This is a genomic window from Streptomyces sp. NPDC031418 (assembly GCF_055581605.1).
In genome coordinates, this window is sequence record NZ_JBVIJC010000027.1 from 94,164 (window position 1) to 111,513 (window position 17,350).

Genomic DNA, 17,350 nt, shown 5'->3' on the forward strand with positions numbered 1-17,350 from the left:
TGACGGACGTGACCGGACTCGGCCAATCGACTGAGGTGTGTCGCGCACTCGTGACGACAGTCAAAAACGAGTGATAACTTCATGGGACAGTGCAACCTACGGCACCACCGCCCTAGGAGGCCGCCCACCATGAGTCCCTTCACCGGCTCCGCCGTCCGCACCGCCGACTGGGAGCATCTGCGGGTCCACATCGCCGACGGGGTCGCCACCGTCACCCTCGCCCGCCCCGAAAAGCTCAACGCCCTCACCTTCGGCGCCTACGCCGACCTGCGCGATCTGCTCGCCGAGCTGTCCCGGGAGCGGGCCGTCCGCGCCCTGGTCCTGGCCGGCGAGGGGCGCGGCTTCTGCTCCGGCGGCGACGTCGACGAGATCATCGGCGCCACCCTGTCCCTGGACACCGCCCAGCTCCTCGACTTCAACCGGATGACCGGCCAGGTGGTGCGGGCGATCCGCGAGTGCCCGTTCCCGGTGATCGCCGCGGTGCACGGGGTGGCGGCAGGCGCCGGAGCGGTCCTCGCCCTGGCCGCCGACTTCCGCGTCGCGGACCCCACGGCCCGGTTCGCCTTCCTCTTCACCCGCGTCGGCCTGTCCGGCGGCGACATGGGCGCGGCCTATCTGCTGCCCCGCGTCGTCGGCCTCGGCCACGCCACCCGGCTGCTGATGCTCGGCGAACCGGTCCGGGCCCCGGAGGCGGAGCGGATCGGCCTCATCAGCGAGCTGGTGGAGGAGGGCGGCGTGGAGGAGGCGGCCCAGGCCCTGGCCCGCCGGCTGGCCGACGGACCCGCACTGGCCCACGCCCAGACGAAGGCGCTGCTCACCGCGGAGCTGGACATGCCGCTGGCGGCCGCGGTGGAACTGGACGCGGCGACCCAGGCCCTGCTGATGAACGGCGAGGACTACGCCGAGTTCCACGCGGCCTTCACGGAGAAGCGGCCGCCGAAGTGGCGGGGGAGGTGAGCGCGCGTGCTCCGCGTGGCGATCATCGGCGGCGGTCCCGGCGGCCTCTATGCGGCAGCCCTCCTGAAACGCCTCGACCCCGCCCGGGACGTGACCGTCTGGGAGCGCAACGCCCCCGATGAGACCTTCGGCTTCGGCGTGGTCCTCTCCGACGAGACCCTCGGCGGCATCGAACACGCCGACCCCGTGGTCTACGAGGCGCTGCGGCAGCGCTTCGTCCGCTGGGACGACATCGACATCGTCCACCGCGGCACCCTCCAGCGCTCCGGCGGGCACGGGTTCGCCGCCGTCCGCAGACGGACCCTGCTGAAGATCCTGCACGAGCGGTGCCGCTCCCTCGGCGTGCGGCTCCGCTTCCGTACCGAGGCCCCGCCCGTGGACACCCTGTCCCGGGAGTACGACCTCGTCATCGCCGCCGACGGGGTGCACAGTGCCACCCGCGAGGCCTACGCCCACGCCTTCGGCCCCCGGGTGGCGTCACACCGCTGCCGGTACATCTGGCTCGCCGCCGAGTTCGCCTTCGACGCGTTCCGCTTCGAGATCGCCGAGACCGAGCACGGCGTGATGCAGCTGCACGGCTACCCGTACGCGCCCGGCGCCTCCACCGTGATCGTGGAGATGCGCGAGGAGGTCTGGCGGGCGGCCGGGTTCGACGCCGTCACCCCGCAGGAGTCCATCGAGCGCTGCGCCAAGATCTTCGCCGACGCCCTGGACGGCCGCCCCCTGCACTCCAACAAGTCGGCGTGGACGACCTTCCGCACGGTGGTCAACGAGCACTGGTCGCACGGCAATGTGGTGCTCCTCGGCGACGCCGCCCACACCGCGCACTTCTCCATCGGCTCCGGCACCAAGCTCGCCGTCGAGGACGCCCTGGCCCTCGCCGCGTGCCTTCAGGAGCAGCCGGACGTGCCCGGCGCGCTGGCCGCCTACGAGGCCGAGCGCAAGCCCGTCGTCGCCTCCACCCAGCGGGCCGCCCGCGCCAGCCTGGAGTGGTTCGAGAACCTTCGGTTCCATCTCGGCCAGCCGCCCCGCCAGTTCGCCTTCAACCTGCTCACCCGCAGCCGCCGGGTCACCCATGACAACCTCCGGCTGCGCGACCGCCGGTTCACCGACGCCGTGGAGCGCGAGTTCGGCTGCCCGCCCGGTACGCCGCCGATGTTCACCCCGTTCCGGCTGCGCGGGCTGGCGCTGCGCAACCGGGTCGTGGTGTCCCCGATGGACATGTACTCGGCCACTGACGGAGTCCCCGGCGACTTCCATCTCGTCCATCTGGGCGCGCGGGCGCTCGGCGGGGCCGGGCTGGTGATGACCGAGATGGTGTGCGTGAGCCCGGAGGGCCGGATCACCCCGGGCTGCGCCGGCCTCTACACCGGCCGGCAGGCGAAGGCCTGGCGGCGCATCACCGACTTCGTGCACACCCGGGCGCCGGGCACCGCGATCGGGGTGCAGCTCGGGCACTCCGGCCGCAAGGGCTCGACCCGGCTGATGTGGGAGGGCATCGACGAACCGCTGCCCGAGGGCAACTGGCCGCTGGTGGCCGCCTCCCCGCTGCCGTACAAGCCGGGCAGCCAGACCCCGCGGGAGCTGCACCGGGCCCAGCTCACCGACCTCCGCGAGCAGTTCACCGCGGCGGCGCGGCGGGCCGCCCGGGCCGGCTTCGACCTGCTGGAACTGCACTGTGCGCACGGCTATCTGCTCTCCGGCTTCCTCTCCCCGCTCACCAACCGGCGTACCGACGCCTACGGCGGTTCACTGGAGAAGCGGCTCAGGTTCCCGCTGGAGGTCTTCGACGCCGTCCGCGCGGTGTGGCCGGCCGAGCGGCCGATGACGGTCCGGATCTCCGCCACCGACTGGGCCGAGGGCGGCACGACCGCCGAGGAGGCCGTGGAGATCGCCCGCGCCTTCGCCGCGCACGGCGCCGACGCGATCGACGTCTCCACCGGGCAGGTGGTGGCCGAGGAGGCGCCGGAGTTCGGGCGGTCGTACCAGACGCCGTTCGCCGACCGGATCCGGCACGAGGTGCGGGTGCCGGTCATCGCGGTCGGCGCGATCTCCTCCTGGGACGACGTGAACTCGCTGATCCTGGCCGGCCGCACCGACCTGTGCGCGCTCGCCCGGCCGCATCTGTACGACCCGCACTGGACCCTGCACGCGGCCGCCGAGCAGGGGTACGAGGGCCCCGGTGCGGTGTGGCCCGCGCCCTACCGGGCGGGCAGCCGCCGCCCGCAGACCGGCCGCACGGACGCCCCCAAGCCCCGGCTGACCCTCGGCGGCTGAGGTCGGCCTCCGGACGACGCGAACCCACCGGTGCCGGCCGGCCGTATCTGTACGACCCGCACACCTAGGCCGTTTCTGATGGCTCTGGGACGGTGTCGCGGAGCCGGATGACGACCGCGGTGACGGTCAGGGTGCCATTGAGGATGCAGTCCGGAGGCTTGCGGGGCGCCCCGGCCGCGTGCCGATGCGCCCGGCAGCAAGTCGGATCGATGTTCACGGCCCGTTCCTGCCGGTCCGCCCGGCGGCGATGACGCCCACAGACGGTCTGCCAGGGGCCGTACCGTTCGGCAGGTCAGGCCTGGGCACCCCGGTCCTGGCCCGGAACAGCACCCCGTTGATCACTTTGCGGTGATCCGCCCACGGCCTGACCCGCGAGCGAGGCGGTCGCGAGGGCGAGCAGCGAGCGTACGGCCGGGTCGGTGCGGGGCCGGTGCAGGACCGCGATGGTGGTGGTGAGCTCGGGAGTGTCATCGGTGAGCGGGAGGAAGCGGACGCCGGGGAAGGAGAGCGCGGCGGTGTGCTCGGGTACGAGGGCGACGCACAGGCCGGAGGCGACGTAGCTGAGCAGGCCCGGCAGGTCGTCGGCGCGGGCCCGGAAGGTGGGGACGAATCCCGCGCGTTCGCAGGCCCGCAGCACGCGCTGTGCCAGTTGCTGTAGTGGCCCGTCGCCGAGGCGGGCGAAGTGGTGGCCGCTCAGGTCGGCCAGCGCGAGGCGCGCGGCCCCGGCGAGCGGGTCAGTTGCGGGTAGGGCGACGACGAGGCGTTCCTCGGTGAGCCGACGGGCGGTCAGCTCGTTGTCGTCGAGTTCGGGCTGGCGTACCAGCGCGAGGTCCACGGTGCCGCTGCGGACGAGTTCGGTCAGTGCTCCGCTGGATCCCTGCCGCAGGTGCAGGCGCAGGCCCGGCAGTTGTTCGGCGGCGTCGGCGAGCAGGCGCGGCAGGTGCCAGTAGCTGAGGCTGGTGACGAAGCCGACGTGCACCTCGCCCTCCTCGCCGGAGGCGATCCGGCGCGCGCGGGCGAGGGCGGACTCCTGCGCCTCCAATATCCGTCTGGCGTCGGCCGCGAACGCCTCACCGGCGGCGGTGAGGCTGACGCCCTGGCTGCTCCGGTCGAGCAGGCGGGTGCCGATGATCCGCTCCAGGCGCTGGACCGCCTGACTGAGCGGGGGCTGGCTCATCATCAAACGGCTTGCCGCGCGGCCGAAATGCTTCTCCTCGGCCAGTACGGTGAACTGCTCCAGCAGGCGGGGCGTGAGATCCATGCGGTGAGCGTAGATCGTGTGGTGGGCGGTAGGGGGCGGATGCGCGGGCCCCCGGCCGGCCGGGGGCCCGGGGTACGCGCGGGTCACCCGGCGAGCAGCGCCCAGACGTCGTCCGCGGCGAGCGCCTCGCGGCCCAGCCGTGCGGCCCAGTACGACTCGTCGCCGTCCTCGTCCCGCCAGGACCACAACCGGGTGGTGGCGTGGCGCAGTTCGCTCAGTTCGGTGAAGCCGACGGCGCCGTGCAGCTGGTGGGCGATGCGGGCGATCTCGGCGACCGATGCCGAGGCCTGCGCCTTGGCGGCGGCCACACCGACCGGCGACAGGTCGCGGGCGGCAGCGTCCACCGCGGCGCGGACCAGCGCGGACTCCTCGATCAGGCGGGCCTCCTCTTGCTTGACAGCCTGGAAGCGGCTGAGCGGGCGGCCGAACTGCATGCGGGTGGTGGTGTGCCGGACGGTCAGCTCGACGCAGCGCTCGGCGGCGCCCGAGATGAGCGCGGCGCGGGCAAGGGCGGCCCGGAGCCGGGCTTCGGCGAGCTCGGCCGGGGAGAGGGGGTGGACGTCGTCGGCGGCCACGGCGTAGTCGTGCAGGTGGAGGGTGTCGCGGGGCTCACCGGCGAGATTGGTGCCGCCGACCACGGTGACGGTGGTCCGGGCCGGGGCGACCGGGAACAGCACGGGCCCGCCCGGCCCTTCGCTCAAGACGACGGCGGTGGACGTGGCGCCGTACGGCACCCGGGGCAGGGTGCCCGAGACGCGCAGGGCCGCGTCCTCGCCCGAGGTTCCGACCGGGCCGACCTGGGTGACGGCGGGGTGGGCGTAGGCGAGGGTGAGGCCGTTGGCGAGCGCGACCGTCAACGCGGTGGCGGGGAAGGCGGGTTCGAGGTGCCCGAGCACGGTCTCGGCGAACGGGCCGGGCTCGGCGAGGCGGCCCGCTTCACGCAGGGCGGCGACGCGGGTGGCAAGGGCGGTGGTCATGACTGCTGCTCCAGACCGCGGGTGATGACGCCGCGAAGGATCTCGTTGGTGCCGCCGCGCAGGGTGTAGCCGGGGCTGTGCAGCAGCGCGTAGGCGAGGTGGTGGGGGTAGGAGCCGGGGGTGGCCCCGGTGTCGGCGGTGACGGGCAGGATGCGCCGTGCCTCGTGGACGAGTTCGCCTTCCAGGCGCGTACCCAGGTCCTTGACCAGTGCGGCCTGTACGTCGGCAGGGCGGCCCGCGTCCAGCGCGTCGGCGACGCCGAGCGAGAGCTGCCGTACCGCGAAGATCCGGGCGAGCAGAGCGCCGAGCCGGGCCTGCTGGTCGGGGGTGGCTGCGCCCCGGCGCAGTTCGCGGGCCAGCGAGACCAGCAGCGGGAAGGTGGACAGGTAGCGCTCGGGCCCGCTGCGTTCGAAGGCCAGCTCGCCGGTGACCTGCTTCCAGCCGTCGCCCTCATGGCCGAGCAGCATGCCGTCGGGGACCTCGACGCCGTCGAGGTGGAACCAGTTGAAGGTGTGCTCGCCGGTGAGCAGACGGATCGGCTCCGTGCGTACGCCGGGGGCGCGCAGGTCCACGATGAACTGGCTGAGCCCCTGGTGCCGGTCCTCATGCTCGCTGGTACGGGCCAGCACGATCGCGTAATCGTTGACGTGTGCGCCGCCGGTCCACTTCTTCATGCCCGTCAGCCGCCAGCCGCCGGGCACTCGTTCGGCGCGGGTCTGCACATGGGCGAGGTCGGAGCCGGCCTCCTGCTCGCTCATGCCGATGGAGAAGAAGCAGCGCCCGGCGGCTATGGCGGGCAGGAACCGCCGCTTCTGCTCCTCGGTGCCATGAGCCAGGATCGAGGGCCCGGCCTGGCGGTCGGCGACCCAGTGCGCAGAGACGGGAGCCCCGGCGGCGAGCAGCTCCTCGATCACGACGACGCGGGCGGCGAACCCGCGCCCGCCGCCCCCGTACTCGGGCGGCAGCGCCATGCCGACCCAGCCGCGCTCGGCGAGCCGGCGGCTGAACTCCGGTTCCCAGCCGGTCAGCCAGGAGTCGGGACGGCCGAGCACCGTGCCGCGGGCGCGCTCCTCGGCGAGGAAGTCCCGTACCTCCCTGCGCAGTTGCAGGGTGTCGGTGGTCGTGATCACGGAACTACTCCTTGTCCAGGTTGCTCTGCTTGGTCAGCAGGGCGGGGTCGAAACCGGCCTCGCGGAGCACTTCATCGGTGTGCTCGCCGAGGGCGGGGCAGGGGCGCAGGGCCGGTACGGGATCGGCGGAGTAGCGCACCGGACGGGCGATGGAGCGGTACGTGCCCTCGGTGGGGTGCTCGGCCTCGGCCAGTAGCCCGCCCTCGCGGGCGTAGGCGGTGGCGACGGCCGACTCCAGGCTGTGCACGGGAGAGGCGGGGATGCCGGCACCGTCGCAGAACTCCTGCCACTCGGCACAGGTACGCGTCAGTGTCATCTCCTCCAGCACCGGGTACATCGCGTCGGCGTTGCGGGCCCGCGACGCGCGGTCGGCGAACCGCGGATCGGCGACGAGCCCGGGGCGGCCGGCGAAGGTGCACAAGTCCCGCCAGTTGCGGTCGCTGTGCGGCAGGACGCACATCCACCCGTCCGCCGTACGCTGCGCCCGACGGGTGCGGCTGACCGAGCGCGGCGCACCGAACTCGCCGTCCATGACCGCCCCGGCCAGGTGCTCCACCAGATTGAAGGCGAGCATGGTGTCGGCCATCGGCACCTCGATGTGCTGACCGCTGCCGCCGCGCGCGCGGTGCAGCAAGGCGGCGAGCACGGACTGGCTGATCTGCAGTCCGCAGACCTTGTCGGCGATCAGGCTGGGCACGAACCGTGGCTCCCCGCCCGCCTGCTCGTTGAGCCACACCAGACCGGAGACGGCCTGGATGATGTCGTCGTACGCGGCGTGGGTGCCGAGCGGGGAGTCCGAGCGGAAGCCCTGCGCGTTGACGTACACCACACCGGGGTTGACGGCCCGCAGCTCCTCGTACCCGAGCCGGAGCCGGGCCAGGGCCTGCGGGCGGACGTTGGTCAGGAACACGTCCGCCGTACGGATCAGGGCGAGCAGCGCGTCGCGGCCGCTCGGCGCCTTGAGGTCGATGACCGCGCTGCGCTTGTTGCGGTTGAGATTGAGGCCGACGCCGCCCATTCCGGGGTGACGCGCGGGTGGGTAGTAGCGGGTCATGTCTCCGGTCGGAGGCTCGACCTTGATGACGTCCGCGCCCAGGTCACCGAGTTGCTGGGCAGCGTACGGGACCATGATCACGCTGCCCAGTTCGACGACTCGGACCCCGGAGAGCATTCCTTTCATGGCATTCCTCTCGTGGTATTCATCTCGGTCGTTGCGACACCATCAAGGAAATTCCCGAACCGCAGGCCGTGTCCAATACCGACTGCCCGAGAGGTCGATAACAGAACGGATATGACAGCAGGTCAGACCAGATGTATAGGGCATCGCATATCGCTTCCCACTGCCATTGGTATTGGATTCCCTCCCCCTCTCGCTGCTGTCATGGAAATGCGAGGACGGCCACCACGGAAGGACGAATGCCATGACCGGGAGCGCGACCGGGAGCACGACCTCCTACGACGCACTGCGGGACCTCTACCACCAGCTCGGGATCGCCGGTGAACAGGCCGGCGGCAAGGTGACCATCATCGGCGCCGACCCGCTGACCCCCTCCGTGCACCGCATCGGCGACGCCTGCGCCGCCGCTCTCGCGGCGCTCGGCACCGAGGCATCGGCGCTGTGGCGGGACAGGGGCGGGGACGGGCAGGACGTGACCGTCTCCGTCGAGTCCGCGATCCACCAGCTGATGGCGGTCTTCCTCGCCCGGGTGGGCGGTGTGCCCGTGAGTGAGCTGGGGGAGGATCCCAACCTGCTGGGCAACAGCGACTTCTACCGCGCCGGCGACGGCCGCTACGTCTACGTCCTGCTCTCCTACCCGCAGTTGCGCGACATCGCCTGCGAGGTGCTGGACTGCCCGCCCGACCGACAGCGGATGGCCGACGCCATCGCACACTGGGACGCTTTCGATCTCGAAGAGGCGATCTGCTCACGCGGCGGCACCGCCATCGCCGTGCGCACGCAGCAGGAGTGGCGGACCCACCCACAGGGGCAACTGCTGGACGGCCAGCCCCTGATCCATCTGGAGAAGGTGGGAGAGAGCGCCCCCGAGCCCTTCCCCGCCACCGGAAAGCTGCCGCCCGCCCTGCCGCTGACCGGGCTGCGGGTACTGGACAACTCGCATGTCATCGCGGGCCCGATGGCCGCGCGGATCTCCGCCGAACTGGGCGCCGACGTCCTGCACATCTCCTCGCCCACGCACCCCGACCCCAACGGGATGATCATCGAGACCGGGATCGGCAAGCGCGCCGCCTTCTGTGACCTGCTCGACCCCGCACAGGCCACGGCCTTCCGGCAGGTGCTCACCGAGGCGGACGTGTACGTCAACAACTACCTCAACCTGGACACCAAGGGCTTCGGTCCCGAGGTCCTGTTCGAGCAGCGGCCCGGACTGGTGATCCTCGACTACCACGGTTGGGGCACGACCGGCCCCTGGTCACGGCGCGGCGGCTTCGACCAACTCGCTTGCGCGGCCAGCGGATTCTCCGTCGAGGAGGGAACCTTCGATGGGCCCCGACTGCCGCCGACCTACCTCCTCAACGACTACCTGGCGGCGATCCTCGGCGCGGCCGGGGTGATCGAGGCACTGCGCCGCCGGGCGAGCGAGGGCGGCAGCTGGCGGGTCCACATCGACCTGGCGAAGGTCTGCATGTGGGTGCAGGACCTCGGACTGTTCCCCCGCTCCGACGTCGCCGCGCTGCCCGCCCCCGACCCGATGCACGCCGCACATGAACTGGCCACCGTGCACGGGCCGTTCGGCGAGGTCAGTTACCTGCCCACGCGCATCGCGTACTCGACCCTGCGCCCACGCCTCGACCGCACCGCCGAGCCGCTCGGCGCCTCCCCCCTGGCCTGGTGACCCCGATGGACCCGACACACCTGCTCACCACTCCCCACGCCTGTCTCGGCCCCGAGACCTTCACCGCCCACACCCCGCTCGGCGGCTGCCAGGGCGCCACCGACCAGATCCACCTCTCCCCAACCCCGGGCGCCTACCGCCATGTCCTCCTCCCTCTCGGGTCCTCCCGCCCCGAGCGGGAGCCCACGGCCGGCCCCCGCCGCCACCGGCAAGAGGCATGACGCCTGCCTGCGACGGGCATGGAGAAGCCGTTGCCGTACCGATCTTGGTGGACACGGCTTCGGCTGAAGGAACCCGGTCGGGCGATCTTGTCGCTCGCCGGGCATGAAGACAGGGCCTCTGGTGCGGCTCGGGTTGTAGAGACCTTGAGCACATCAGGAGGCCCTGGCCTGGCTGGAGGGCCGGGGCGGGCAGCCGGGGGGGGGCGGCCGGGAGCACGGGCGCCCCCAAGTCCGGGTCGCCTCTTCGGCGACCCGGGCCATCGCGCACGGGGGCCTTCCTCCGGGGCCGTGTCAGACGCCCGCGAAGCGGGCGCCCGCGTCCCGCAGCCTGGTGTGCAGGCCGTGGAACACCTCCGCGGAGCGGACGCCCGGCCAGCCGGCGGGCAGCAGCCGGGTGGGCAGGCCCGGGTCGGTGTACGGCAGGTGGCGCCAGGAGTCCAGGGCGAGGAGGTAGTCGCGGTAGGCCTCCTCGGGCGGGGTGTCCGCGCGCCGCTCCCAGGCGCTCAGGACGGCCCCGTGCGCGTCCAGGAAGCGCTCGTGCTCCTTGGCGATCGCGGCCAGGTCCCACCAGCGGGCCACCGCCTCGGCCGTGGCCGCGAAGCCCAGGTGCTCCCCGCGGAAGAAGTCGACGTACGGGTCCAGCCGGAGCCGGCACAGGGTGTGCCGCGCCTCCTCGTACAGCCGCGCCGGGGCGATCCACACCCCGGGGGCGGCCGTACCGAAGCCCAGACCGGCCAGCCGGGAGCGCAGCACATGCCGCTTCTGCCGCTCCGACTCGGGCACCGAGAACACCGCGAGCACCCAGCCCTCCTCCCGGGGCGCGGCCTCGGTGTAGATGCGGCGGTCGCCGTCCTCCAGCAACTGCCGGGCCTCCGCGGAGAGTTCGTACCCGGCGGCGCCGGCCGCGGTGCGGGCCGGCAGCAGCAGGCCGCGCCGTTTGAGCCGGGACACCGAGGACCGCACGGAGGGTGCGTCCACCCCGACCGCGGCCAGCAGCCGGATCAGCTCGGCCACGGGCATCGGGCCGGGCATGAAGCGGCCGTAGGCGCCGTAGAGCGTGACGATGAGGGACCGGGGGGCGTGCTGCTCGGACACGTTGATCATTTTAGGTCGCCGGTGTCACTGCCGGTCGCCTTCGCTGCGCAACCGGAACCGCTGGAGCTTTCCGGTGGCCGTGCGGGGCAGCGCGGCCAGGAAGACGAACGCGCGCGGGCACTTGTAGGGGGCCAGTTCGGCGACGAGGAAGGCGCGCAGGGCCTCCGGGTCGCGCGGGGCGCCGTCCCGCAGCACCGTGTACGCCACCGCCACCTGCCCGCGCGCCTCGTCGGTCCGGCCCACGACCGCCGCCTCCACCACGTCCGGATGGCGCAGCAGCGCGTCCTCCACCTCCGGCCCGGCGATGTTGTACCCGGCCGAGATGATCATGTCGTCGGCGCGGGCCACATAGCGGAAGTAGCCGTCCGGCTCGCGGACATAGGTGTCGCCGGTGATGTTCCAGCCGTCCCGCACGTACTCCCGCTGGCGCGGGTCGGCGAGATAGCGGCAGCCGACCGGGCCGCGCACGGCCAGCAGACCGGGCTCGCCGTCCGGCACCGGGGTGCCGTGCGCGTCCTGCACCCGCGCCTGCCAGCCCGGCACCGGCACCCCGGTGGTGCCCGGTCTGATCCGTTCGTCGGCGGCCGAGACGAAGATGTGCAGCAGCTCGGTCGCGCCGATGCCGTTGATGATCCGCACACCGGTGCGCTCGTGCCAGGCCCGCCAGGTGCCCGCCGGCAGGTTCTCCCCGGCCGACACACAGCGCCGCAGCGAGGAGACGTCGTACCCGTCCAGCCCGGCCAGCATCGTGCGGTAGGCGGTCGGGGCGGTGAACAGGACCGTGACCCGGTGTGCGGCGATCGCGGGCAGCAGCTGCCGGGGTCCGGCCTGCTCCAGCAGCAGCGAGCTGGCGCCGGCCCGCATCGGGAAGACCACCAGTCCGCCGAGGCCGAAGGTGAAGCCCAGCGGGGGAGAGCCGGTGAAGACGTCGTCCGGCCGGGGGCGCAGCACATGGGCGGCGAAGGTGTCCGCTATGGCCAGCACGTCCCGGTGGAAGTGCATGCACCCTTTCGGGCGGCCCGTGGTGCCCGAGGTGAACGCGATCAGGGCGACGTCGTCGGACGCCGTGTCGACCGCCGGGTAGGGGGTGTCCGGCGCGGGGCGGCGGAGCAGGTCGTCGGGGGCGTCACCGCCGTACGTCGTGATGCGCAGCCCGGGGATCTCCGCCTTCGCCAGGTCGTCCACCGAGCAGATGTCGCACAGCGCGTGCCGCACCCGGGCGATCTCGCAGATCGTGGTCAGCTCGTGCGGGCGCTGCTGGGCCAGCACGGTGACCGCGACCGCGCCCGCCTTCAGCACCGCCAGCCAGCAGGCGGCGAGCCAGGGCGTGGTGGGGCCGCGCAGCAGCACCCGGTTGCCCGGCACGACGCCCAGCTCGCCGGTGAGCAGATGCGCGATCCGGTCGACCCGGGTGCGCAGCTCGCCGTAGGTCCAGACCGGCCCGGCCGGGGTCCGGAAGACCGGGCGGGCCGGATCGGTGTGGTCGAGCAGTTCCGCCGCGCAGTTCAGCCGGTCGGGGTAGTGCAGCTCGGGCAGGTCGAACCGCAGCTCGGGCCATTCGTCCGGCGGGGGCAGATGGTCGCGCGCGAAGGTGTCGACATGGGCCGAGAGATGCATGGCGGTTCGCCCCCTTGCCGTGGCAAGCGTCCGTACGCGGGCTCTGGACGGGCTTTCTGGCGGGCTCGCCGTTCGAGCGTATCGTCTTGGTGACGGCAGTCAACTGTGCGCGATAACGTCGAGGGGTGTCGTGACGGACGGCCCGTCCGGAGGGAGGACCGGCAGTGCCCGCATTCTCGCTCGACCCGGAACAGCTCGCCTGGTGTGCCGAGCTGCGCTCGCTCGCCGCCGAACGCCTGCGCCCGCTCGCCGACAAGGGCGAACCGGGCCGCGTCAACCGGCCGCTCCTCGCCGAGCTGGGGCGGCTCGGGCTGCTCGCCCGGCTGTTCACCTCCGGCGCGCTCGACCTCTGTCTGATGCGCGAGTCGCTGGCCCGGGCCTGTACCGAGGCCGAGACCGCCCTCGCCCTCCAGGGCCTGGGCGCCCACCCGGTGCACGCCCACGGCACCGAGACCCAGCGCGAGCGCTGGCTGCCCCGGGTCGCCGACGGCAGCGCGGTCGCCGCCTTCGCGCTGAGCGAGCCGGGGGCCGGTTCGGACGCGGCGGCGCTCGCCCTCACGGCCGAGCCGGACGGCACCGGCTGGCGGCTCACCGGCGCCAAGTGCTGGATCTCCAACGCCCCCGAGGCCGACGTGTACACCGTCTTCGCGCGCACCACGCCCGGCGCCGGGGCCCGCGGGGTCACCGCCTTCCTGGTCCCCGCCGACCGGCCCGGACTCACCGGCAGCGCACTGGAGATGCTCTCGCCACACCCCATCGGCGCTCTCGACTTCGACGCCGTACCGGTGACCGCCGACGACCTGCTCGGCACGCCCGACCGCGGCTTCGCCGTCGCCATGGGCACCCTCAACCTCTTCCGCCCCAGCGTCGGCGCCTTCGCGGTGGGCATGGCCCAGGCGGCGCTCGACGCCACCGTCGACCACACCCGGCGGCGGGAGGCGTTCCAGGGCCGGCTGATGGACCTTCAGGCCGTCTCCCACCAGGTCGCCGAGATGGCGCTGCGCACCGAGGCGGCCCGGCTGCTGGTGTACGCGGCGGCGACGGCGTACGACGCGGGCGCGGCCGATGTGCCGCGGCGCGCGGCGATGGCCAAGCTGCTCGCCACCGAGACCGCGCAGTACGTGGTCGACGCCGCCGTCCAGCTGCACGGCGCCCGCGCCCTGCGCCGGGGCCACCTCCTGGAGCACCTCTACCGGGAGGTCCGCGCACCGCGCATCTACGAGGGTGCCAGCGAGGTCCAGCGCGGCATCATCGCCAAGGAGCTGTACGCCCGCGCCGAGGAGGAGGCCCGATGAGCGCCGAGCGCGTCAACCCGCCCGAGCTGTCCCCGCCCACGGGGTTCTCGCACGCCGTCGTCGCCACCGGCAGCCGGGTGGTGTTCCTGGCCGGGCAGACCGCGCTCGACGCGGACGGCAAGATCACCGGCGGCACGCTGCCCGAGCAGTTCGAGCGGGCGCTCGGCAATCTGCTGGCCGCCCTGCGCGCGGCCGGCGGCACCCCCGCCGACCTGGCCCGGGTCACCGTCTACGCCACCGACGTGGCCGACTATCGCGCCCACGCCCCGGAACTGGGCCGCCGCTGGCGGGAGCTGGCCGGCCGCGACTACCCGGCGATGGCCGTCGTCCAGGTCGTACGACTGTGGGACGAGCAGGCGCTGGTGGAGCTGGACGGGTTCGCCGTGCTGCCGTGAGCCGGCCGCGGCCGCGTGACGCGCCACCGAAGGGGTGACGGTCACGCCCGGCGGACCGGACGCCCGGTACCAGTGGAGCACTCGATCCCCAGGAACCGGGAGGCATCCCATGTCCGTTCGCCCCGCTCTCGCCTCGGCCCTCGGCGCGGCCGCCCTGCTGTGCGCCGCCGTCGGCCCGGCCGCCGCCGACACCGGCGAGACGATCACCGTCGACCCCACCGGCCGGATCGCCGCCGACGGCACGGTCACCCTGTCCGGCAGCTACCGCTGTCTGCCCGGCACCTCCGTGGTGTTCGTCAGCTCCTCGGTCAGCCAGAGCGACGCGCGCGTCAAGCACGGCGTCGGCGGCAGCACCGCCCAGTGCGACGGCGCCGAGCACCGCTGGGAGAACAGCGGCAAGGTCACCTCCGAGGCGCTCAAGGCGGGCGCCGCCCATGTCCAGGCCACCCTGATGGAGCTGCGCCCCTCGGGCATCGTGGTGCTGCCGGCCTTCCACGCGGTCCAGGACCAGGACATCACCCTCACCCAGGCGTGAGGCGCGCCGGCGCCGGACGGACCTCGGCCGAGCGGCCCGGGCGCGGCCGCTCGGCGTGAACACGGGGGAGCTGCGCGCAGGGCGCGGCCGTCAGGCGCCGTGGGTCATCACATCGTCCGAGCAGGTGATGTGGAGCGTCAGGTCGGCCGGGCCCGCCTCGTGCTTCGCGCCGGCCCGCCGCGGGTGCCACCAGGTCGTCTTGTGCACGGCGACGATCCAGCCGGTGGCGGTGTCGTTCGGCCGGTTCTCCAGCACGTCGGCGGGCTCGTCGGACAGCGTGGTGTCCGGCTTGGACGCGCTGAGCGAGTAGCCGCCGCCGTAGACGTGCTGCATGGCGGGGCAGAACAGCTCGTGCCGGGTGCCGTCGGCGCCGCCGCGCAGGACCGGGCCGGTGATCTCCCGCGGCGGCTGCGGCGGGTCCGCGGCCAGGGCCGGGGCGGCGGCACAGCCGAGCAGGGCGAGCGCCGCCGCGGCGGCGAGTGAGGCGCGTGGTGCGGTCATGCGGGGACTCCTCGAAGGAAGGGACAGGGCCCGACCATTGGATCCGCGCGTTCCGACGCCCGCCACGCCGGACACGCAGCGTTACGGCCTATCGGGGTAAAACGGTCAATCTTTCGAGATGATGAATGCCGTTCGCTACGGTGTGTGATTAACTGCGGCTATTCCGTCACTCTACGTGGTCGCCCCTCGCTGCTCCGTGCCGCCCGGCGCCCCCGTGTTCCCCCGAGGAGTCCCATGTCCCGCAGAGGGATCCCCCGCAGCAGAAGATGGACGTTCGCGGCCGGCTGCGCCGCGCTCGTCCTGTCCGTCACCGCGCCCGCCGCACTCGGCTCCACACCGCACGGGAACCGCGGCTTCGACCCCTACCCCGGCGGGGTGCCCATCAGCCGCGCCCAGCTCGCCAAGGAGGTGCGCCCGGACGAGGTGAGGGCCTTCGGCCGGGCCCGCGCCGAGCAGCTGGCCCGGGACCGCATCGGCCTGGCCGCCGTCGACCGCGGCTACCCCCAGCCGCTGCGCAACCGCAGCCTGAAGGAGCACACCGACTCGCAGGCCGCGCACAACGCGGCCTTCGCGGCCAGCCAGTCGGGCAAGTTCGCCCAGTACATCTCCAGCCCCGACTTCGGCGACCACGTCGCCCTGCTGCCCACCGGCAAGGTGCTGCTCTTCTCCTTCGAGTCCGTCGAGGACAGCCCGAACAAGGAGACCGCGCCCACCGAGGTCATCGGCCGGGACAACGCGGGCCGCGCCTATGTCTGGACCCCGCCCACCGACGACAAGGGCACCGGCACCTTCAAGGCCGTACCGCCGCCCGTGGTCACCATGGACGACGGTCTGGACGAGCCCCGGCCCGCGCCGATCTTCTGCGCGGGCCACGCCTATCTGCCCAACGGCATGGTCGGCATCTTCGGCGGCAACCTCGGCGGCAACCACGGCACCGGCGCCCACCTCGCGCTCGTCTTCGACCCCTGGACCGAGACCTGGCACAGCCAGCAGGACATGGCCGAGGGCCGCTGGTACCCGTCCGTGGTGACCGGCGCCGACGGCCGGCAGTTCATCACCTCCGGCCACGGCGACCTCGGCTGGGGCAAGCTGTCCAAGTCCATCGAGCGCTTCCCCGCCAAGAACTCCGCGGTGTCCTACGACAAGAACGACGCCCCGGAGAACCGCTCGCTCGACAAGTGGCCGATCAGCGCCGACTACTCGACGGACTACCCGCATCTGTTCTCGCTGCGGGACGGCAGGATCTACGGCTTCGGGCGCAACTACGACGAGCAGTTCTCCTTCGACCCGGTGAACGAGACCAGCCAGCCGCTGCGCAGCCGCCCCGACGGCGGCATGCGCAACTACGGCTCCGCGGTGGCCCTGCCCAACCCCGCCCCCGGCCAGGGTCCCGACTCGGTGCTGATCCTCGGCGGCGACCGCAACAACCCCAAGACGTACAAGTTCTCCGGCGGCCAGTGGACCGAGCAGAGCGCACGCCACATGGGCCGCACCCAGGACGACACCCTGATCTTCCCCGACGGACGGCTCTTCACCGTCAACGGCGGCTTCGACATCCGCGACTACGGCAACGGCCAGTACAACCCCAACGCCGACGACAAGTGGCGGGACACCGAGATCCGCGGCGCCGACGGCTCCTGGCGGCTCGGCCCGCAGCAGCGGCTGCCGCGCGGCTACCACTCCAACGCGGTGATCCTGCCCGACGGCCGCATCATGATCACCGGCGACGAGCTCCAGGAGATCGCCAACAACCCCGACATCAAGTCCGGGCAGAACGGCACCATCGAGATCTACGAGCCGCCCTATCTGCACCAGGGCGGCACCCGGCCCGACCTGGCCCATGTGCCGCGCGGCGCGGTGGGCTACGACGACACCTTCGACGTCGACTCCTTCACGCCGGACCAGATCGACAAGGCCGTGCTGATGGCGCCCATCACCTCCACCCACTCGGTGGACACCAGCCAGCGCCGCATCGAGCTGGAGATCACCAAGCGGGCCGGCAGCACCCTGCGGCTGCGGTCTCCGCAGTCCGCCAAGGACGCCCCGCCCGGGTACTACCTGCTCTTCCTGCTCGACGACCGGGGTGTGCCCAGCATCGCCAAGTGGGTGCAGCTGCGCCCCGGAGCCTGACCCCCCAAGGCCGTCCCCTGCCGCCGGGTCTCCGGGCGGCCCCGCCCACGGGCCGCCCGGGACCCGTCCGGTCATCCCCGTCCCGTCCCCGCACATGCCAAGGG

Annotated in this window: 15 protein-coding genes; 8 read left to right on the forward strand and 7 right to left on the reverse strand. The window is 72.9% G+C overall.

Annotated elements, in window-relative coordinates; all coding sequences use genetic code 11:
- Positions 1-129 precede the first annotated feature (129 nt).
- Together ACZ5CZ_RS32475 and ACZ5CZ_RS32480 are read left to right on the forward strand one after the other, a co-directional pair.
- The gene (locus tag ACZ5CZ_RS32475; protein ID WP_467543264.1) at positions 130-957 is read left to right on the forward strand and encodes an enoyl-CoA hydratase family protein; all 828 of its coding nucleotides are present in this window, start codon (positions 130-132) and stop codon (positions 955-957) included.
- A 6-nt stretch (positions 958-963) separates the two neighbouring features.
- Complete coding sequence (locus ACZ5CZ_RS32480) at positions 964-3,234, forward strand: bifunctional salicylyl-CoA 5-hydroxylase/oxidoreductase (protein ID WP_468947927.1); 2,271 nt, start codon at positions 964-966, stop codon at positions 3,232-3,234.
- Positions 3,235-3,526: 292 nt separating this feature from the next.
- On the opposite strand, the gene ACZ5CZ_RS32485 is transcribed toward ACZ5CZ_RS32480, so the two are convergent.
- From ACZ5CZ_RS32485 to ACZ5CZ_RS32500, 4 genes are all read right to left on the reverse strand, one after another.
- Entirely contained in the window at positions 3,527-4,495 is a 969-nt protein-coding gene (locus ACZ5CZ_RS32485) for a LysR family transcriptional regulator (protein ID WP_468947929.1), read from the reverse strand.
- A gap of 83 nt (positions 4,496-4,578) precedes the next feature.
- Positions 4,579-5,472: an acyl-CoA dehydrogenase family protein gene (locus ACZ5CZ_RS32490; protein ID WP_468947931.1), complete on the reverse strand. Its 894-nt coding sequence runs from the start codon at positions 5,470-5,472 to the stop codon at positions 4,579-4,581.
- Positions 5,469-6,602 (reverse strand): acyl-CoA dehydrogenase family protein, encoded by a 1,134-nt coding sequence (locus tag ACZ5CZ_RS32495; RefSeq protein ID WP_385840538.1) that lies wholly within the window; start codon positions 6,600-6,602, stop codon positions 5,469-5,471. Before ACZ5CZ_RS32495 ends, ACZ5CZ_RS32490 begins: the two co-directional genes overlap by 4 nt.
- 4 nt (positions 6,603-6,606) lie before the next feature.
- The gene (locus tag ACZ5CZ_RS32500; protein ID WP_385840539.1) at positions 6,607-7,782 is read right to left on the reverse strand and encodes a CaiB/BaiF CoA transferase family protein; all 1,176 of its coding nucleotides are present in this window, start codon (positions 7,780-7,782) and stop codon (positions 6,607-6,609) included.
- A gap of 241 nt (positions 7,783-8,023) precedes the next feature.
- Here ACZ5CZ_RS32500 and ACZ5CZ_RS32505 point away from each other — a divergent pair, with 241 nt between their 5' ends.
- Positions 8,024-9,457, forward strand: coding sequence for a CoA transferase (locus ACZ5CZ_RS32505; RefSeq protein WP_468947932.1), 1,434 nt, complete (start codon positions 8,024-8,026; stop codon positions 9,455-9,457).
- 5 nt (positions 9,458-9,462) lie between these two features.
- A complete protein-coding gene (locus tag ACZ5CZ_RS32510) occupies positions 9,463-9,678 on the forward strand; it encodes a hypothetical protein (protein WP_468947934.1) in 216 nt (71 codons plus the stop codon).
- A 291-nt stretch (positions 9,679-9,969) separates the two neighbouring features.
- On the opposite strand, the gene ACZ5CZ_RS32515 is transcribed toward ACZ5CZ_RS32510, so the two are convergent.
- Together ACZ5CZ_RS32515 and ACZ5CZ_RS32520 are read right to left on the reverse strand one after the other, a co-directional pair.
- Positions 9,970-10,782 (reverse strand): PaaX family transcriptional regulator, encoded by an 813-nt coding sequence (locus tag ACZ5CZ_RS32515; protein WP_468947936.1) that lies wholly within the window; start codon positions 10,780-10,782, stop codon positions 9,970-9,972.
- Positions 10,783-10,797: 15 nt separating this feature from the next.
- Entirely contained in the window at positions 10,798-12,390 is a 1,593-nt protein-coding gene (locus ACZ5CZ_RS32520) for an AMP-binding protein (RefSeq protein WP_468947938.1), read from the reverse strand.
- A gap of 164 nt (positions 12,391-12,554) precedes the next feature.
- Between ACZ5CZ_RS32520 and ACZ5CZ_RS32525 the strand changes: the two genes are divergently transcribed.
- From ACZ5CZ_RS32525 to ACZ5CZ_RS32535, 3 genes are all read left to right on the forward strand, one after another.
- Positions 12,555-13,685, forward strand: a complete 1,131-nt coding sequence (locus ACZ5CZ_RS32525; protein ID WP_468947940.1) for an acyl-CoA dehydrogenase family protein — start codon at positions 12,555-12,557, stop codon at positions 13,683-13,685.
- Positions 13,682-14,080 (forward strand): RidA family protein, encoded by a 399-nt coding sequence (locus ACZ5CZ_RS32530; RefSeq protein WP_385840544.1) that lies wholly within the window; start codon positions 13,682-13,684, stop codon positions 14,078-14,080. The genes ACZ5CZ_RS32525 and ACZ5CZ_RS32530 overlap by 4 nt, the downstream gene beginning before the upstream one ends.
- Before the next feature lie 109 nt (positions 14,081-14,189).
- The gene (locus tag ACZ5CZ_RS32535) at positions 14,190-14,615 is read left to right on the forward strand and encodes a DUF6299 family protein (protein WP_385840545.1); all 426 of its coding nucleotides are present in this window, start codon (positions 14,190-14,192) and stop codon (positions 14,613-14,615) included.
- 90 nt (positions 14,616-14,705) lie between these two features.
- Here ACZ5CZ_RS32535 and ACZ5CZ_RS32540 read toward each other — a convergent pair whose 3' ends face one another.
- Entirely contained in the window at positions 14,706-15,116 is a 411-nt protein-coding gene (locus ACZ5CZ_RS32540; RefSeq protein ID WP_450789446.1) for a hypothetical protein, read from the reverse strand.
- Between the two features lie 234 nt (positions 15,117-15,350).
- On the opposite strand from ACZ5CZ_RS32540, the gene ACZ5CZ_RS32545 reads away from it, so the two are divergent.
- Positions 15,351-17,246 carry a galactose oxidase-like domain-containing protein gene (locus ACZ5CZ_RS32545; protein ID WP_468947943.1) on the forward strand — a complete coding sequence of 632 codons (1,896 nt, stop codon included), beginning with the start codon at positions 15,351-15,353 and terminating at the stop codon, positions 17,244-17,246.
- Positions 17,247-17,350 lie beyond the last annotated feature (104 nt).